Origin of the sequence: Actinocrinis sp., from assembly GCF_035946395.1 — a bacterium.
In the GTDB taxonomy this organism is placed as follows: Bacteria; Actinomycetota; Actinomycetes; order Streptomycetales; family Catenulisporaceae; genus Actinocrinis.
In genome coordinates, this window is sequence record NZ_DASYZI010000260.1 from 1 (window position 1) to 15,427 (window position 15,427).

A 15,427-nucleotide genomic window follows, 5' to 3' on the forward strand; every position below is an offset into this window, starting at 1 on the left:
GTGGTCGTGGTTCTGGACACTCAGTCATCGATGGTGATCGAGACGCCGAGTTCACGATCAGCAAGCCCGAGCCCGTCGGTCACCCCGAGCCCGAGCATCATCGTGATCATGACGTCCGCCAAGCCGTCGCGCTCGCCAAGCCGATCCCCGTCGCCGAGCCCGAGTCCGCCACCGCCTCAGGGGACGCTCGTCGCAGTCCCGATATTCGTCGTCGCGAGCTCGGACGGCAACGGCATGTATACGGGCACGTTCAAGCTCAACGCACGCGGCGGCCCGGTCAGCGGCTACACGATCGTCATCCCGCCACCGCCGCCGTCCAACCTGCCGCCAACCGCGTCGCCGACGGCTGGCGGGCGGATGACGCCGAATCAGTCCGACGCGATCACCGTGACCATCAACTTCTCGCCAGTGGTCTTCACCGTCGAACCGAGCGGCACTCAGTCGCCGATCCTGGTCACCGTGTCGCCGAGCTTCCCGATCATTCCGTGACTCTGCCGATGTCCTCGAACCACAGCTCGGGGCGCGCGGCGATGAAGTCGCGCATCAGGGTCTTGCACGTGGGGTCGTCGAGCAGGGTCACCCGCACGCCGTGCTCGGCCAGCCACTCATGGCCGCCGTGGAACGTTTCCGACTCGCCGACGACGACGTGGCCGATGCCGAATTGGCGCACCAGCCCGGAGCAGTACCAGCAGGGTGAGAGCGTGGTGACCATCGTGGTGTGCCGGTAGTCGCGCAGCCGGCCTGCCGCGCGGAAAGCGGCGGTCTCGGCGTGCATCGAGGGATCGCCGTCCTGGACGCGCCGGTTGTGGCCGCGGCCGAGCAGTTCGCCGCGCGGGCCGAACAGCGCCGCGCCGATCGGGATGCCGCCTTCCGCCAGTCCGGCGCGCGCCTCGTCCAACGCGACCGCGAGTTGGCTCGTCACACCCGCATCACCATTGTCCGTCGTCATACCCATACTCTCGCTGCCCCGGAATCCCACACGCAACGAGCGGAAAGTTGCAACGTGATGCACACTACTGCGCGCCGAAGCCGAGGGACGGTCCGCGGAGCGCGCCGGTCAGATCGTGACGGCGATCTTGCCGCGGGCCAGACCGGCACGCGGACTGCCCCGACCTGTTTCCGGCGCACGAGTACCCGCACTTGGTCGAGATGGCCGGGGCGCACCTCATGCGCCCCGGCTACGACTACGGCGCCGAATCCGACTTCGGACTCGAACTGATCCCCGACGCACCGGAACAGCGGCTGAAACAGCGCCGACGGGGGATCAGACCACGTCCGCCGGGGCCGCCGTTGCTGCTGGGGCGACGGTGGCGCTTGCCGGGCCCAGTCCGGGAATCCGCAGCAGCACCAGGTACAGCGCGCCCGCGATCAGGAAACCGGCCGCGAAAGCCAGGTCGCCGATGCCCGGGACATGCCTGGGCACGACGCCGACGTACTCGGTCTGGTTGGAGAACAGCCACACGCCCAGAGCCGTACCGGCGGCCATCGCGAGCGGTCCGGCCCACAGGCGGAACCTCGTGTCCTGCAACAGCGCGCCGACCTGCGCGTCGGACTGGCCTCGGCGCAGCAGCCGGTCGGTGAACACCACGGCCAGCCACGGGCCGATCCAGTACGTGATGACCAGCAGGAAGTTCTCGTACTTGCCGGCCGAGTCGCTCAGGCCGCTCCACGCCACCGCGGTGCCCGCCGCGCCGAAGACCAGCGCCACCGTGGCCCGGCGCACGATCGGCGGCAGCTTGATCCCCATCGCCACGAAGGACAGCGTGCCGGAGTAGATGTTCAGCGCGTTCGCCGCGATGCCGCCGACCGCGATCGCCAGCAGCGTGAGGTTGGCCAGCCAGGTCGGCAGGCCGTAGGTGAAGGCGCCGGTCAGCGAGAGTTTCGCCGCGACGTCCGCCGGGATGGCGACCGTCACGGAGGCGGCGCCCACGATGCCGAGGCCCACGCAGGAGAGGAACACGCCGAGCCCCGGCCACAGCGCGACCTTCCACTTGGCCGTCTCCTTCGGCAGGTAGCGCGTGTAGTCCGAGCCGTACGGCGTCCACCCGGCGGCGTAACCGAACGCCGCGCCCGCGGTCAGCCAGAACGCCCCGGGGAAGGCGCCCGCGCCGTTGGCGGTGCCCGGATGCGACTTGGCCAGGATGACGATCGACGCGACGACGAAGATCACGGTCAGCACCGGGAAGGTGTACCGCTCCGCGGTGTGGATGAAGTTGTGGCCGAAGTACGCGATGGCGACTTGCAGCACGACCACGATGAACAGGCACAGCAGCAGCGGCCACGCCAGCAGGGTGTTGAGAGCGTACGCGGCGCTCACGCTGTTGACCGCGAACCAGCCGATGCCCGCGGTCAGCGCGTTGAGGCCGGCGGGCAGCGCGTTGCCGCGGAAGCCGAACGCGCTGCGCCCGGCGACCATCTGCGGCACGCCGAAGCGCGGCCCGGCCAGCCCGAGGAAGGCGTGCGCCACCGAGCCGAGCCCGGTGCCGAGGACCAGCGCCAGCACCGCGGGCCAGAACGCCAGGTGGAAGACGCCGACCGCGAGCACGCCGATGAAGACGGTGGCGAACTCCATGTTCGGGGAGGTCCAGGTCCACAACAGTTGCAGCGGGTTGCCGTGCCTGGCCCCGGCGGGGACCGGCTCGGCCCCGGTGGGTTCGACGGCGAGGACGTGATCGCCGTACGCTGCGATGAGCTCCGGATCGGCCAGCGCGTGGGCGGCGGGCGGGGTCGTGGTCATGCGCTCACTATCAGGGTCGAGGAGGGTCTGGTAAAGGCATGGTCAATCCTGTGTTCTGACGTGTTTGCCCAGTCGCGCCGAGCAGCCGCGGCGAAGGCCTGCCGAAAGCGTGCCCTCAGCGTCGCCGGACAACCGTCTTTCCCCGTTACCCGGGTGTTTCGGCTCGGTTTCCGCCGTGGCGGCGCGCGGACGGTCGTCCGCACACGTGTGCCATCGCTCCGGCGACGAGCACTGGAGCGCGGCTGCGGGTGCCTGGTAGGCGGATATAGTGCGACCAGGACGCTTCGGACGACGTTCCGCGGCAGTGGCGCGTCCGGCCAGGGCACTCGATCCTGGAACACTCAATCTAAGAACGCTGCGAGTAAGGTTCCCCGCCCGCCGGGGTTCGCCGGGAGGTATGCGTTGACCTTGGTGCCCGATCCGCGGCTGGCGCGGCTGCTCGCCGCGATGCGGGCGGTGCGCGACGGAGACCTCGCGGCGCGCGCGGAGGTCTCCGGGGACGACGAACTGGCCGAGCTCGGCGCGCTGTTCGACCTGCTGGCGGGGCGCAACCAGACGCTGACCAGTCAAGCGCTGACCGGGCAGGCGTCGACCGGCCAGGTGCCGAGCGGCCGGGCGGCCGGCCTGGCCGACGGCGAAGTACCGGGCCGTGGCCACGAGCCGACCACGACCGCAGACGTGGCGGGCGCGGCCTCGGGCGCCGGGTCCGCGGCGCGCGCCGAGCAGTCGCTGGAGCGGCGGGAACGGGAGATCGCGGCCAAGGTCACGCAGGTCGAGCAGGCCCAGCTCAGCCTGCGGGAGCGCGACCAGCAGCTCATGGCGGCCTCCAAGGCCAAGGCCGAGTTCCTGGCGAACATCTCGCAGGAGCTGCGCACCCCACTCAGCAGTGTGCTGATCCTGGCCAAGCTGCTGGCCGCCAACGCCGAGGGGAACCTCACCCCGCGTCAGCTGGACTTCGCCAACACCATCCACGGCGCGGCGCAGGATCTGCTCCACCTGATCAACGACCTGCTGGACCTCTCGAAGGTGGAGAGCGGCCAACTGGAGGTGCGCGCTGAGCACGTCGCGCCGGCCAGGCTGGTCGCCGAGGCCGAGGCTGCCTTCCGGCCGCAAGCTGCCGAGAAGGGCCTGGAACTGAACGTGCGGATCGCCGACGACACCCCGCGTTCCATCGCCACCGACGAGTACCGGCTCCAGCAGATCCTGCGCAACCTGCTGTCCAACGCGGTGAAGTTCACCGAGCACGGCTCAGTGACCCTGGAGGTCTCCCGCGACCCGGACGAGCACGGGCTGCTGCGCTTCGCCGTGCGCGACACCGGGATCGGCATCGCGGCGCAGCGGCAGCAGGCGGTCTTCGACCCGTTCCAGCACGGCGACGCGTTCAGCGGCCAGCGGTTCGTCGGGACCGGGCTCGGGCTGTCCATCAGCCGGGAACTGGCCCGGCTGCTCGGCGGGAGCTTGGCCGTGCGCAGTACCCCCGGCCAGGGGAGCACGTTCACCCTGACCCTCCCGGTCGTCGCGGACCCCGACGTCGCGTCACCGGCCGACCGGCCCGCCACGCCCGCCGAGGAGGACGAGGACTACGGCCTCGGCTCGCAGGCGCCGCAGGCCGGCGTGCTGCTGGTCGCCGAGCCGCGCAGGGCGCGGGCGATGCAACACGCCGCGCGTTCGGCCCTGGACGGCCTCACCGGTATGCGCGGCCGGGTCGAGGTGCTGACCGTGCACGACGGCGCCTCGGACGAGGTCCGGCAGGCGCTCACCGGCCGGGAGGTCGTCGGCGCGCTGGTCAACCTGAGCATGCCGCAGGCACAGGTGCAGTCACTGCTCTCGACGGTCGCCGAGTACGCTCCGGCGGTCCCGGTGCTGGCTTACGAGGCCGGCGCGGGCAGCGGCGCCGCGGCGCGGCTTGAGGCTCCGGCCGGCGCAGCGCCCCGGATCGAGATCGTCGGTTCACGCGCGCAAGCCGTCGAGCGGCTCACGCTGCACCTGCTCACCGCGCTGCCCGGCTCGGCCATCGAACTGTCGCTCAACGCAGAGCAAGGCCAGTCGACCGTACGCTTCCACGGCGAGAAGGTGCTGGTCGTCGACGACGACGTGCGCAACGTCTTCGCGATGACCAGCATGCTGGAGCTGCACGGCCTGTCCGTCGTGCACGCCGACAACGGCCGCCAGGGCATCGAGACGCTGCTCGCGAATCCGGACATCAGGCTCGTGCTGATGGACCTGATGATGCCCGGCATGGACGGTTACACAGCCATCGAATACATCCGCAGTCTGGAGCAGTTCGCCGGACTGCCGATCATCGCGGTCACTGCGAAGGCGATGCGCGGCGATCGGGAGCGCAGCCTGGCGGCCGGGGCGAACGAGCACGTCGTCAAGCCGGTCGAGGTGGACGTGCTGCTCAGCGTGATCGGCACGGTGATCGGCGGCTGACGACAGCCCGACAGCACGACAGCCCGGCCGACTCGGTCGGCTGGAACAGCCGGACCCGCTCAGTTGAAGCGCACGGCCAGGATGCAGGTGTCGTCGTCGGTGTCCGACTCGACGCGCTCCAGGATCCGGTCCACGTAGGCGTCGAGGTCGGGCTCGGTCGGAGAGGCCTCGGCCAGCAGCCGCGCGACGTTCTCGTCGGGACTGTGCCGCCGCCGCTCGATCAGGCCGTCGGTGTAGAGCAGCAGCACGTCGCCGGGTTCGAGGACTATGGCGACCTCGTCGTACTCGCCGTTCGCGTCCACGCCGAGCATCGTGCCCGCGGGCCTCGGGACCGTGCGCGCCTCGCCGCCGCGCACCAGCACCGGGCTCGGGTGTCCGGCGTTGGCGATGCGCAGCCGCCGGTCGGCCGGATCGTAGAGCGCGAGGCAGGCGCTGGCGATGGTGAAGGTCGGCAGCGAGCAGGTCACCGCGTTGAGCCAGCGCAGCAGTTTCGCACTGTCCGCGCCGGTCAGCGCGAGGCCGTGCAGGGCGTGGAACAGCTGCGCCATCGCGGTCGCCGCGGCGAAGCCGTGGCCCGCGATGTCGCCGACGTTCAGCAGCAGCCGGGAGTCCGGCAGCGGGAAGATGCCGTACCAGTCCCCGCCGACCCCGGCGCCCGGACTGGCCGGCCGGTAGCGCGCGGCGATCTGTAGGCCGGCCGAGCGGGGCACTCGCACCGGCTCGACCGGCATGATCACCTGTTGCAACAGGTTCGCCAACTGCCGCTCGGACTCGGCCCGGCTGCGCTGCGCGGCCAGCTGGATGTGCGCGATCTCCAGCGCGGTCTGCGCCCGGCGCCGCTCGGTGACGTCCTGCACGGTGCCGAACACGGAGCCGACCGCGCCGCCCTGGCCGATGATCGGCTCGCCCACGATCCGGATGTGCCGCACCGCGCCGTCCGGCCGCACCACGCGGAACTCGCCGCGGGCCGGACGGCCGTCGCGCGCGAGGGTGCGCATCAGCCGGTCGTGTTCGACCTGGTCGTCGGGATGCACGGTGTACGGCGGCCGGTCCTCCGGGGCGGGACCGGGTGCGGTGCGGGCGCCGAACGCCATCAGTGCCTCGGCGGACCAGTGCACCAGGCGGGCCGCCGGGTTCCACTCCCACGACCCGGTCTCGGCCATCCGGCGCAGCCTCGCGGCCACCTCGTGCTGATCGCCGTGCTGCTCCTCGGTCGGGCGCAGTGCCACGTACAGCAGCGACTCGTGCAGGCGGGTCGCGCCGATCGAGATCGTCCGGGTGCGCCCGCCCTCCCCGGTCGGCTCCACGTAGGTGTGCGCCGGGTCGCGGAACGGGATTCCGCTGACCAGCACCGCGCGCAGCGCGTCGAAGGCCCCGGAGGCCACCATCCACGGGAACAACTCGGTCAGCCGCCGGCCGAGCGGATCCGGGGTCGTGGCGCCGCCGGTCGAAAGGTCGCGCGCGGCGCGGTTGATGCCGACCAGGCGCACGTCGCTGACCGCGCTCCGCCCGTCCGGGATCGGCGCGACCAGCAGTGCGGGCTCCCAGGTGGCGTCGATGATCTCGCGCAGCCGGTCGATCGCGACGGCGTCCTCAAGGGCCGCGCGCCGCTCCGTGAGCTCAGCGGCCAGCCTGCGCGCGCGCACCACGGCGTGCGCGGCGGACTCGACCAGTCCGACGATCTCGTGGCGCACGTCGGCGCTGAACGCGGTGTTGGCCGGCCAGCCGATCTCCACGGCGCCGATCAGCCCGCGGCCGAGCCGCAGCGGAACGGCGACGTGCACCGGGTTCGGCGTCGTTCCGCCGGAGCCCGCCGGCCCCAGCACCAGCGGGGCGTCCGCGGCGTCGGCCCCGCGGTCGGCGGCGTCCACCCAGACCGGGGCCTGGTCCCGGATCGCCGCGTTCAGCAGGCAGTTCGTCAGCGGCGGGATGCGCCGCCACTGGCTGGCCACGCGCAGCGGCAGCCCGGCCGAGCCGATCAGCTCCAGCGCCCCGTCCGGCTGGATCAGCGCGACCGCCGCCTCGACGGCGCCGGACCAGGCGAGGGTGTCGGCGAGCAGCATCCGGGCCAGCCCGTCCCCGTCCTCGCTGCGTGCGAGCCGGTAGACGCCGGGACCGTACACCGGCACGGCTTCGCCCATGCCGGCCCGGGTGCGCGCGGTGGTCTGCTGGCCGACCAGTTCCCCGGCCACCTCCAGCAGGTCGCGGCCGGAACGGCGCTCGATCTCCAGCAGCTGGTCGAACGCCTCCTTCGGGCCGCACTCCAACCGGGCGACCAGCACGCCGACGGCCTGGTCGATCAGCCCGTGTTCGAGGAAGCGGGCCTCCAGCACGGCCTCGGCCCTGCGCTGCTCCTCGATGACCCGGCCGAGCGCGTCGACGACCGCGGCGGGTTCGCCGGCGTCGGACCGGCCGGCCTCCGTTCGGGCAGCCTCGACCTGGGCGTTCTGCGCCCCTGCCGCCGCGTCGGCGGTCGCCTCTTCACCCGAATGGGGCACGCGCGCGGCGGACTCGTCACGTGGCACATCGCCCGCACGAGCCATTCCGCCTCCCGCTCCAGTGGTGCCGATCGGTTTCGGTCCGTTGCATTATGCAGGAGCGACCAAACCATGGTGGCTCTTCGGCGCCGTCCGGCCGAGGGCAGCACGGCCACGACGCCCGCTCCGTGCGAAAGGGGCTCTTCGAACAGCGGCGCAAGGCTGCGGGCGCGGTGGTATTCAGGCTCTGCGAAGCAGGCATGCACCGGTCGCCGCATCAGGATCCACATATCAGAACTCACAGGATCCGCGGCCGCGACTGCTGGCTGATGATCCAGGTGAGAGACGGTAGCGGCGAAATGCCCACGGTGGTGCCGCCCGCGCTGCGCACGATCGGCGGGAACGGGATGGACGTCGTCTCTCGCCTCGCCGAGTCCTGGGGCGTGACCCCGGATTCGCACGGCGGCAAGAGATATGTGGTGCGTGCTCGCCGCAAACGGATGAAGACTCCTCGAAGCGGAAGCGAGGTCGGTCGCCCCCGTCGGTCGGGCGCGGTTAATCGAACCCCGCGCGCAGGTCGTCCAGGATGCGCGTCAGCAGCCGGGAGACCTGCATCTGCGAGACGTGCAGTTCCTCGCCGATCTGCGACTGGGTCATGCCGCGGAAGAAGCGCATCATCAGGATCCGCTTGTCCCGCTCGCCGAGCCCTGCCAGCAGGGGCTTGAGCACCTCCCGGTTGACCACCGCCTCGAACCGCGGGTCGTCCATGCCGACGAACTCGGCCAGGCTCGCGCCCTCGGCGGCGTCCACGCGCACAGGCCGGTCGAGGGAGGCCGTCGTGTACGCCGAGGCGGCGTCCATCGCCTCGACGACCTCCTCCGGCGTCGCCCGGATGTGTTTGGCCAACTCATCGACGCTCGGCGAGTGCCCGAGTTCCTGAGTCAGCGCCTCGGTGGCTTTTCGCAGCGAGGTGGACAGCTCCTGCATACGGCGCGGTACGTGTACGTCCCAGGTCGAGTCCCGGAAGTACCGCTTGATCTCGCCCATGATCATCGGTGTGGCGTAGCCGAGGAACCCGGTGCCGTGCTCGGGGTCGAAGTTGTCGACCGCCTTGACCAGGCCCAGGTAGGCGACCTGCACGAAGTCCTCGACGATCTCGCCGTGCCCGCCGTAGCGCGCGGCGATCCGCCGGGCGTAGGCCATGTGGTCCTCTATCACCTCGGCGCGCAGCCGCTCCCGGTCCGGGTCGCCCGGCGGCAGTGTGCGCATGCGCCGGAAGATCCGCATCGTCTCCGCGCGCCGCTCGGCGTGCGGAGAGGCCTCGGGCGCCCGCAGCTGCGGCGCCGAGTCGGCCTCGGCCGGTAGTCCGCCCGCCAGGTGCTGCGCGGGCAGTTCGTTCATCCCGTCCGGGCGGTGCAGGTCGTCGTGCGCCGTCTCGGCCCGACCCATCAGCCCCCCCGCACGGTGAGATGCTTGACCAGGGTGATCCGGGCCACGCCGTGCTCGGCCTTCCAGGTCAGCTCGTCGACCAGCGCGCTGAGCATGAGCCAGCCGATGTCGTCGACGTCCGGCTGCACCGACGGCGGCATCGGCGCGGACACCGTCACCGACAGCGAGCCCGGACTCTCCTCGAACCGGCACTCGACCGTCTCCCCCGCGCCGCCGAAGCCGGGGGCCAGCAGGAACAGTCCGCAGGCCTCGTCCACCGCAAGGCGCAGGTCGGCCAGTTCCGCCACCGACAGGCCGAGCCGGGCCGCGATGTGCCCGACCACCGAGCGGGCCAGCACGACCTGCTCACGGTCCGCCGGGATCACCAGCACCACGGTGCGCGGCCTGGGCAGCCGATCGGGCTCGGCTGGGTTCTGCTGCTGCATCGCTCCGGTCCCTCCGAGTTGCGGCTGATCGCTGTTGCTGATCACAGTTGCTGATCGCTACCGCCGTTCGCGGTCAGAAAGAGCGAGAGTACTGCTCGCGGGCGTTTGAGAGATGGGGTTGGATCAGGGCGCGGCGCATGGCGCGTGTGACCGCAAGGCGGAGGATTGTTCCCGGACTGGTCGTCTGGGAACAGTCCGGCAACGCGGCGAGCGTGCGCGACAGGCGACGCGACCCCGGCCTCACCTCTCAAACACCCGCTAGCTGCCCAACGCGGCGGGCACGCTGTCCCAAGTCTCCAGATGGCCGCCGGTCCCGGCCAGCTCAAGGACGCGCCGCACCGCGGGCTGCGGGGCGACGAGCCTGAAGGCCGCGCCGTCGGCCGCCGCGCGCTTGCCTGCCTGGAGCAGCACGCGCAGGCCGCTGGAGTCCATGAAGGTGATCCCGGCGCCGTCGAGCACCACCACGGCCCGCGGGAGGAGCAGGGGCTCCAGCTCGGTCCACAGCCGGTCGGCGGTTGCCAGGTCCAGCTCGCCCCGCACGGTCACGACCATCCTGCCCGCGCCGGACTCCCCGACGCTCACGGCGAACCGGTCCATTCCTGCAATCCCCTTGTATTCGTGTACGAATAATAAGGATCCCGCTCCTCACCATACCGCCGTCGCGACCGCGCGGCAGCATGCCGGGGGCGTGGCAACCCGCACCCGGCCGCACGGCGCGACGCCGATGTCTTTTTTCGCGGGCACACGTTTTTCCGTCTCGTCGCTGTGCGTCTCCGGATTGCCGCGATCGGGAAGGTCAAACGGGCCCATCGGCGCGACCGCCGAACCCGCCGCAGCGGATGCCCCACTTGCAGACACCGCAGCAGAAACCGGAGTGCGGCGCGACGGCGCAGGTGACCGCGTCGCCGCCGTTTGCGCGCGCGCAGAACGGAGATTCGGACGGCGGCCGCCTTCTCGCGGCCCGCTATTTCCGTCGGCACGTTTTCTCCTGGTGGGAGAGGAGCACGCCATGGTCCCGCTCCAGACGCCCGCGCGTCCGTATCCGGCCGTATTGCGCCAGAGCCCTACGACGCGCGTTGACCAGCCCGCGCAGCACAGCGAGAGGCCGACGACCCGCGCGGCCCGGCCGCGCAAGGGTCCGGCCCCGCAGCAGTGGCAGGACGAGGCGTGGCGGGAGAGCGGCTCCTGCCGCGGCGAGAACCCCTCGCTCTTCTTCGCGCCCGACAACGAGAACCCGCACCAGCGGCGGCTACGCGAGACCGCGGCCAAGGCGATCTGCGCGCGATGCCCGGTCCGCGCAGCCTGCCGCACATACGCGCTGCGGACCGGCGAACTGTACGGAATCTGGGGCGGCACTACCGAACGTGAGCGGTCGAGCGCGCACTCGCGGGCGCCTCGGGCAGCTCCCACCGCCGTATCCGCATAAGCTGCGAATACCTGCTGCCGCCGCATCGGCACGAAGGAGGTCCCGACCCGTGACCGCGAAACACGAGCCCGAACCAACACATGATCCGAGCGCAGCGGCTGTGAGCCTCGGCCTGAACGCGGCGATCCGCGTCTGCCTGTTCGACATGGACGGCGTGCTGACGAAGACCGCGACCGTGCACGCGGCGGCGTGGAAACAGACCTTCGACAACCTGTTGCGGAGGCGCAGCGTGCGCATGTCGCAGCCGTTCGAGCCATTCGACGAGGTCAAGGACTACGAGCTCTGTGTGGACGGCAAGCCGCGCGCCGACGGCGTGCGGTCGTTCCTGATGGCGCGCGGCATCGACCTGCCGGAGGGCGAGCCGGACGATCCGCTGACCGCCGAAACGGTACAGGGCGTCGGCAACGCGAAGAACGAGGCGTTCAACGAACTGGTGCGGACCGCGGGAGTCCAGCGCTACGAGGGCTCCGTGCGCTACATACGCGCCGCGCGCTCGGCAGGGCTGCGCACGGGAGTCGTCACGTCGAGCGCGAACTGCGCCGCGGTGCTCGCCGCGGCCGACATGGCGGAGCTGTTCGACACCACCTTCGACGGCAACGACCTGAACACGCGGAAGCTGCCGGGCAAGCCGGCACCGGACAGCTACCTGGCCGCGGCTCGCGCGCTCGACGCCGAGGCCGCGCAGGCGGCGGTGTTCGACGACGCGCAGGCGGGGGTGCAGGCCGGACGCGCCGGGGGCTTCGGCCGCGTCGTCGGGGTGGACCGACTGGGGCAGGCCGAGGCGCTGTACGGCCACGGCGCCGACATCGTGGTGCAGGACCTCGATCAGCTGCTGGTGACGCGCTGATGATAGGGGCGTTGATGGTGGAAGCGCCGTCGTCGCAGACACCGATGATGAGAACACGGCAATGCTGGGAACACAGTGGTGTCAGGAACACAGTGATGTCTGGAACACAGCGATGTCGGCGACACAGCGATGATGGAGACGCAGCAATGATGGAAACACCGTGATCGAGCATCCCGTCTTCCAGACCGAGCCGTGGTGCCTGCGCGAGAGCGAGCTCGATCTCAGCGTGCTGCCGCACTCGGAGTCACTGTTCGCGCTGTCCAACGGGCACATCGGCTGGCGCGGGAACCTCGACGAGGGCGAGCCGCACGGACTGCCCGGCACGTACCTCAACGGCGTCTACGAGCTGCGTCCGCTCCCCTACGCCGAGGCGGGCTACGGCTACCCGGACTCGGGCGAGACGGTGATCAACGTCACCAACGGCAAGCTGATCAGGCTGCTGGTGGACGACGAGCCGTTCGATGTGCGCTACGGCAGGCTGGTCTCGCACGAGCGCACGCTCGACCTGCGCGACGGGGTGCTGCGGCGCGACGCCGAGTGGGAGTCGCCGACCGGGCGGTCGGTGCGGGTGCGCACGACCCGGGTCGTCTCGCTCACCCAGCGGGCGGTCGCCGCGGTCTGTTTCGAGGTCGAGCCGGTCAACGGCCCGGCGCGGATCGTGGTGCAGTCGGAGCTGATCGCCAACGAGGAACTGCCCGCGGCCAACGAGGACCCCCGGACCGCCGCGGTGCTCTCCTCGCCGCTGGTGGGTGATCTGAGCGAGCAGTACGACGGCCGGGTCACCATGGTGCACACAGTGCGCCACAGCAAGGTGCGCGTCGGCGCGGCGATGGAGCACCTCGTGCAGTGCCCGAAGGATGTCCTGAGCAAGGTGATGAGCACCCAGGACCTCGGCCGGTTCACCGTGGCCGCGCTGCTGGAGCCGGGCGAGACGCTGCGGCTCGTCAAGTTCGTCAGCTACGGCTGGTCGACCACGCGCTCGCTGCCCGCCCTGCGCGACCAGGTGGACGCGGCGCTCAGCGCGGTGTTGCAGACCGGCTGGGAGGGCCTGCTGGCCGAGCAGCGCACCTGCCTCGACGAGTTCTGGTCGCGTGCGGACGTGGAGATCGACGGGGATCCGGAGATCCAGCAGGCGGTGCGCTTCGCGCTGTTCCACCTGTTCCAGGCCGGCGCGCGGGCCGAACAGCGGGCGATCGCGGCCAAGGGGCTGACCGGCAGCGGCTACGACGGCCACGCCTTCTGGGACACCGAGAGCTTCGTGCTCCAGGTGCTGACGTACATGGCGCCCGACGCGGTCAAGCACGCGCTGAGCTGGCGGCACTCCACGCTGCCGGCGGCGCGTGACCGGGCTGCGCAGCTCGGCCTGGCCGGAGCGGCGTTCCCGTGGCGGACCATCTCAGGGCAGGAATGCTCGGGTTACTGGCCGGCGGGGACGGCGGCGTTCCACATCAACGCGGACATCGCCGACGCGGTATTGCGCTATCTGCGGGCGACACGCGACGAGGACTTCGCGCGCACGGCGGGGCTCGAACTGCTCGTCTCGACGGCGCGGCTGTGGTGCTCGCTGGGCCACTTCGACGGCGCGGGCCAGTTCCGCATCGAGGGCGTGACAGGCCCCGACGAGTACAGCGCCCTCGCCGACAACAACGTGTACACGAACCTGATGGCGCAGCAGAACCTTCAGGCGGCCGCGGACGCGGTGACCCACGATCCCGAGCAGGCGCGGGCTTTCGGCGTGACGCCCGAGGAGGCGGACCACTGGCGCGCCGCGGCGAAGGGCATGTACGTGCCCTACGACGAGACGCGCGGCGTGCACCCGCAGGCGGACGGCTTCACAGACCACGAGTTCTGGGACTTCGAGAACACCGGGGCGGACCAGTATCCGCTGCTGCTGCACTTCCCGTACTTCCAGCTCTACCGGAAGCAGGTGATCAAACAGGCCGACCTCGTGCTGGCGCTGCATCTGCGCGGTGACGCGTTCGACGCCCGCGACAAGGCGCGCGATTTCGAGTACTGCGAGCGGCTGACCGTGCGCGACTCGTCGCTGTCGGCGTGCAGTCAGGCGGTGGTCGCGGCGGAGGTCGGGCATCTGCGGCTGGCCTACGACTATCTCGGCGAGGCCGCGCTGATGGATCTGGCGAACCTGGAGAAGAACACCGCAGACGGCCTGCACCTCGCCGCGCTGGCGGGCAGCTGGATCGCGCTGGTGGCCGGCTTCGGCGGCATGCGTCACCGCGAGGACGGCCTGCTGTTCGCGCCGCGCCTGCCGGTCGGCTGGGACCGGCTGTGCTTCCGGCTGCTGCTTCAGGGCAGGGTGCTGACAGTGGAGATCAAGAAGGGCGAGGCGACGTACACGCTGGACAGCGGCTCCGCCGAACCGGATCGCGCCGAACGGCTGGAGAAGCTGGAACTTCGGCACTACGACCACACGTTCACGCTGACCCCCGGCGAACCGATGCGCGCGCCGATCCCGGATCCGGTCGCCCACCCGGCACCCCAGCAGCCGCACGGCCGCGAACCACGCCGACGGTGACGGTGACGGTGACGGTGACGGTGATCGTAATGGTGACAGTGACAAGCACGTGATGGCCGGGACACAGCACCCGGACAGCATCGTCCGACTCAGTCATCAGTGCTCAGTCAGCACCGAGCACGACTCGTCGCAATGGCTCCGTTGACGCTGTCCCGTCGTCAGTCGTCCGCCGCCGTGGTCCGTGCCCGTGTTCGTACCCGTGTCGGAACCTATTCCGCCCCGGCCACGTAGACCGCGCGGCCGGCCGACGAGACCCAGATCCGATTGGCCAGCGCCACGGTTTCGCGTTCCTCGGCCGCGAGCGCGAGCAGGTCCAGTTCCTCGTCGATCGCCACGAGCAGGACTTGCGCCGCCTCATCGCTGCGCCTGCGCTGTTCCCGCGCCTTCTCCAGCCGGTCCTGCGCGTGCAGCAGAGCACTGAGGTCTCCGTCACGCTGGTGCGTGCGCACCAGGATCAGCGCGGCCTGACACGCCGCGTCGGCAGCGGTGAGCGCGGCCTCCGTCATTCCCTGCACCCGCACGAGTTCGTCGTCCCACGCGCGGCAGATCTCCTCCTCGGCCTCGGCCACCGCCTGGTCCCGCGCGGCCTGCCCCAAGGCGCGCAGATACTCGTCCAGAGCCTCCGTGGTCCGGTCGCGCCTGTTGCGCCTGATGTCACTCACCCGTTCGCCCCTCGATCCGCGACCGGCCACCGCCGATCGCCGTCGGCCGACCAGGCGTCCTCCATGCCCGTCCGCGTGCGTTCGAAACTGTGCTGCGGCCCTGCCCCGGCCCCGTGGGCCGGAAGCATAGGCGCAAACTTGTTCTGTCCCAGTACTCCGGTCTTATCACGCGTGTACCGGCACCGTGGTTCATGTGAGCCATGCGGGTGACGGATTGTCCTATGCGCGACCGTGAACGCGCGCCGGACGCGACCCGGTGGGGGCCGAGGCCATAGCGGAATCCGATGCGGCGGCCCGCTCGGTGGAAAGCGGCTTCGAAGCCTTACTCAGCGCGTAGCCGCTCGCGCTCGGGACCGGGCTCGGTGTCGCACTGGAGGTCGGACCGGCCGTCGGGCTCGCACTCGTGCCCGGGCTCGCCTTCGGCCCCACGGCCGAGTT

General features: G+C 71.0%; 12 protein-coding genes. 5 read left to right on the plus strand and 7 right to left on the minus strand.

Annotated features, from left to right (window positions below):
- Positions 1 to 489, plus strand: a 489-nt coding sequence (locus VGS97_RS16250) for a hypothetical protein (protein ID WP_349262160.1), incomplete at its 5' end; no start/stop codon positions are given.
- On the opposite strand, the gene VGS97_RS16255 is transcribed toward VGS97_RS16250, so the two are convergent.
- Both VGS97_RS16255 and VGS97_RS16260 read right to left on the minus strand, forming a co-directional pair.
- Positions 479 to 949 (minus strand): nucleoside deaminase, encoded by a 471-nt coding sequence (locus VGS97_RS16255; protein WP_326854368.1) that lies wholly within the window; start codon positions 947 to 949, stop codon positions 479 to 481. The genes VGS97_RS16250 and VGS97_RS16255 overlap by 11 nt on opposite strands.
- Before the next feature lie 315 nt (positions 950 to 1,264).
- On the minus strand, positions 1,265 to 2,737 hold the full coding sequence (locus tag VGS97_RS16260) for a purine-cytosine permease family protein (RefSeq protein ID WP_326854369.1): 1,473 nt from the start codon (positions 2,735 to 2,737) through the stop codon (positions 1,265 to 1,267).
- Positions 2,738 to 3,148: 411 nt separating this feature from the next.
- On the opposite strand from VGS97_RS16260, the gene VGS97_RS16265 reads away from it, so the two are divergent.
- Positions 3,149 to 5,170 carry an ATP-binding protein gene (locus tag VGS97_RS16265; protein ID WP_326854379.1) on the plus strand — a complete coding sequence of 674 codons (2,022 nt, stop codon included), beginning with the start codon at positions 3,149 to 3,151 and terminating at the stop codon, positions 5,168 to 5,170.
- 59 nt (positions 5,171 to 5,229) lie between these two features.
- Here the strand turns inward: VGS97_RS16265 and VGS97_RS16270 are convergent, their stop codons facing one another.
- From VGS97_RS16270 to VGS97_RS16285, 4 genes are all read right to left on the minus strand, one after another.
- Positions 5,230 to 7,668 carry a SpoIIE family protein phosphatase gene (locus tag VGS97_RS16270; protein ID WP_326854370.1) on the minus strand — a complete coding sequence of 813 codons (2,439 nt, stop codon included), beginning with the start codon at positions 7,666 to 7,668 and terminating at the stop codon, positions 5,230 to 5,232.
- A gap of 534 nt (positions 7,669 to 8,202) precedes the next feature.
- Complete coding sequence (locus tag VGS97_RS16275) at positions 8,203 to 9,096, minus strand: SigB/SigF/SigG family RNA polymerase sigma factor (RefSeq protein ID WP_326854371.1); 894 nt, start codon at positions 9,094 to 9,096, stop codon at positions 8,203 to 8,205.
- A complete protein-coding gene (locus tag VGS97_RS16280; protein WP_326854372.1) occupies positions 9,096 to 9,521 on the minus strand; it encodes an ATP-binding protein in 426 nt (141 codons plus the stop codon). Before VGS97_RS16280 ends, VGS97_RS16275 begins: the two co-directional genes overlap by 1 nt.
- A 258-nt stretch (positions 9,522 to 9,779) precedes the next feature.
- Positions 9,780 to 10,103 carry an STAS domain-containing protein gene (locus tag VGS97_RS16285; protein WP_326854374.1) on the minus strand — a complete coding sequence of 108 codons (324 nt, stop codon included), beginning with the start codon at positions 10,101 to 10,103 and terminating at the stop codon, positions 9,780 to 9,782.
- 427 nt (positions 10,104 to 10,530) lie between these two features.
- On the opposite strand from VGS97_RS16285, the gene VGS97_RS16290 reads away from it, so the two are divergent.
- The 3 genes from VGS97_RS16290 to VGS97_RS16300 all read left to right on the plus strand — a co-directional run bounded on the left by VGS97_RS16290 (position 10,531) and on the right by VGS97_RS16300 (position 14,327).
- Entirely contained in the window at positions 10,531 to 10,947 is a 417-nt protein-coding gene (locus tag VGS97_RS16290; RefSeq protein ID WP_326854375.1) for a WhiB family transcriptional regulator, read from the plus strand.
- Positions 10,948 to 10,996: 49 nt separating this feature from the next.
- Positions 10,997 to 11,794 (plus strand): beta-phosphoglucomutase family hydrolase, encoded by a 798-nt coding sequence (locus VGS97_RS16295; protein WP_326854376.1) that lies wholly within the window; start codon positions 10,997 to 10,999, stop codon positions 11,792 to 11,794.
- Between the two features lie 160 nt (positions 11,795 to 11,954).
- The gene (locus VGS97_RS16300; protein WP_326854377.1) at positions 11,955 to 14,327 is read left to right on the plus strand and encodes a glycoside hydrolase family 65 protein; all 2,373 of its coding nucleotides are present in this window, start codon (positions 11,955 to 11,957) and stop codon (positions 14,325 to 14,327) included.
- A gap of 209 nt (positions 14,328 to 14,536) precedes the next feature.
- Here the strand turns inward: VGS97_RS16300 and VGS97_RS16305 are convergent, their stop codons facing one another.
- Positions 14,537 to 14,989, minus strand: coding sequence for a hypothetical protein (locus VGS97_RS16305; protein WP_326854378.1), 453 nt, complete (start codon positions 14,987 to 14,989; stop codon positions 14,537 to 14,539).
- Positions 14,990 to 15,427: the final 438 nt, after the last annotated feature.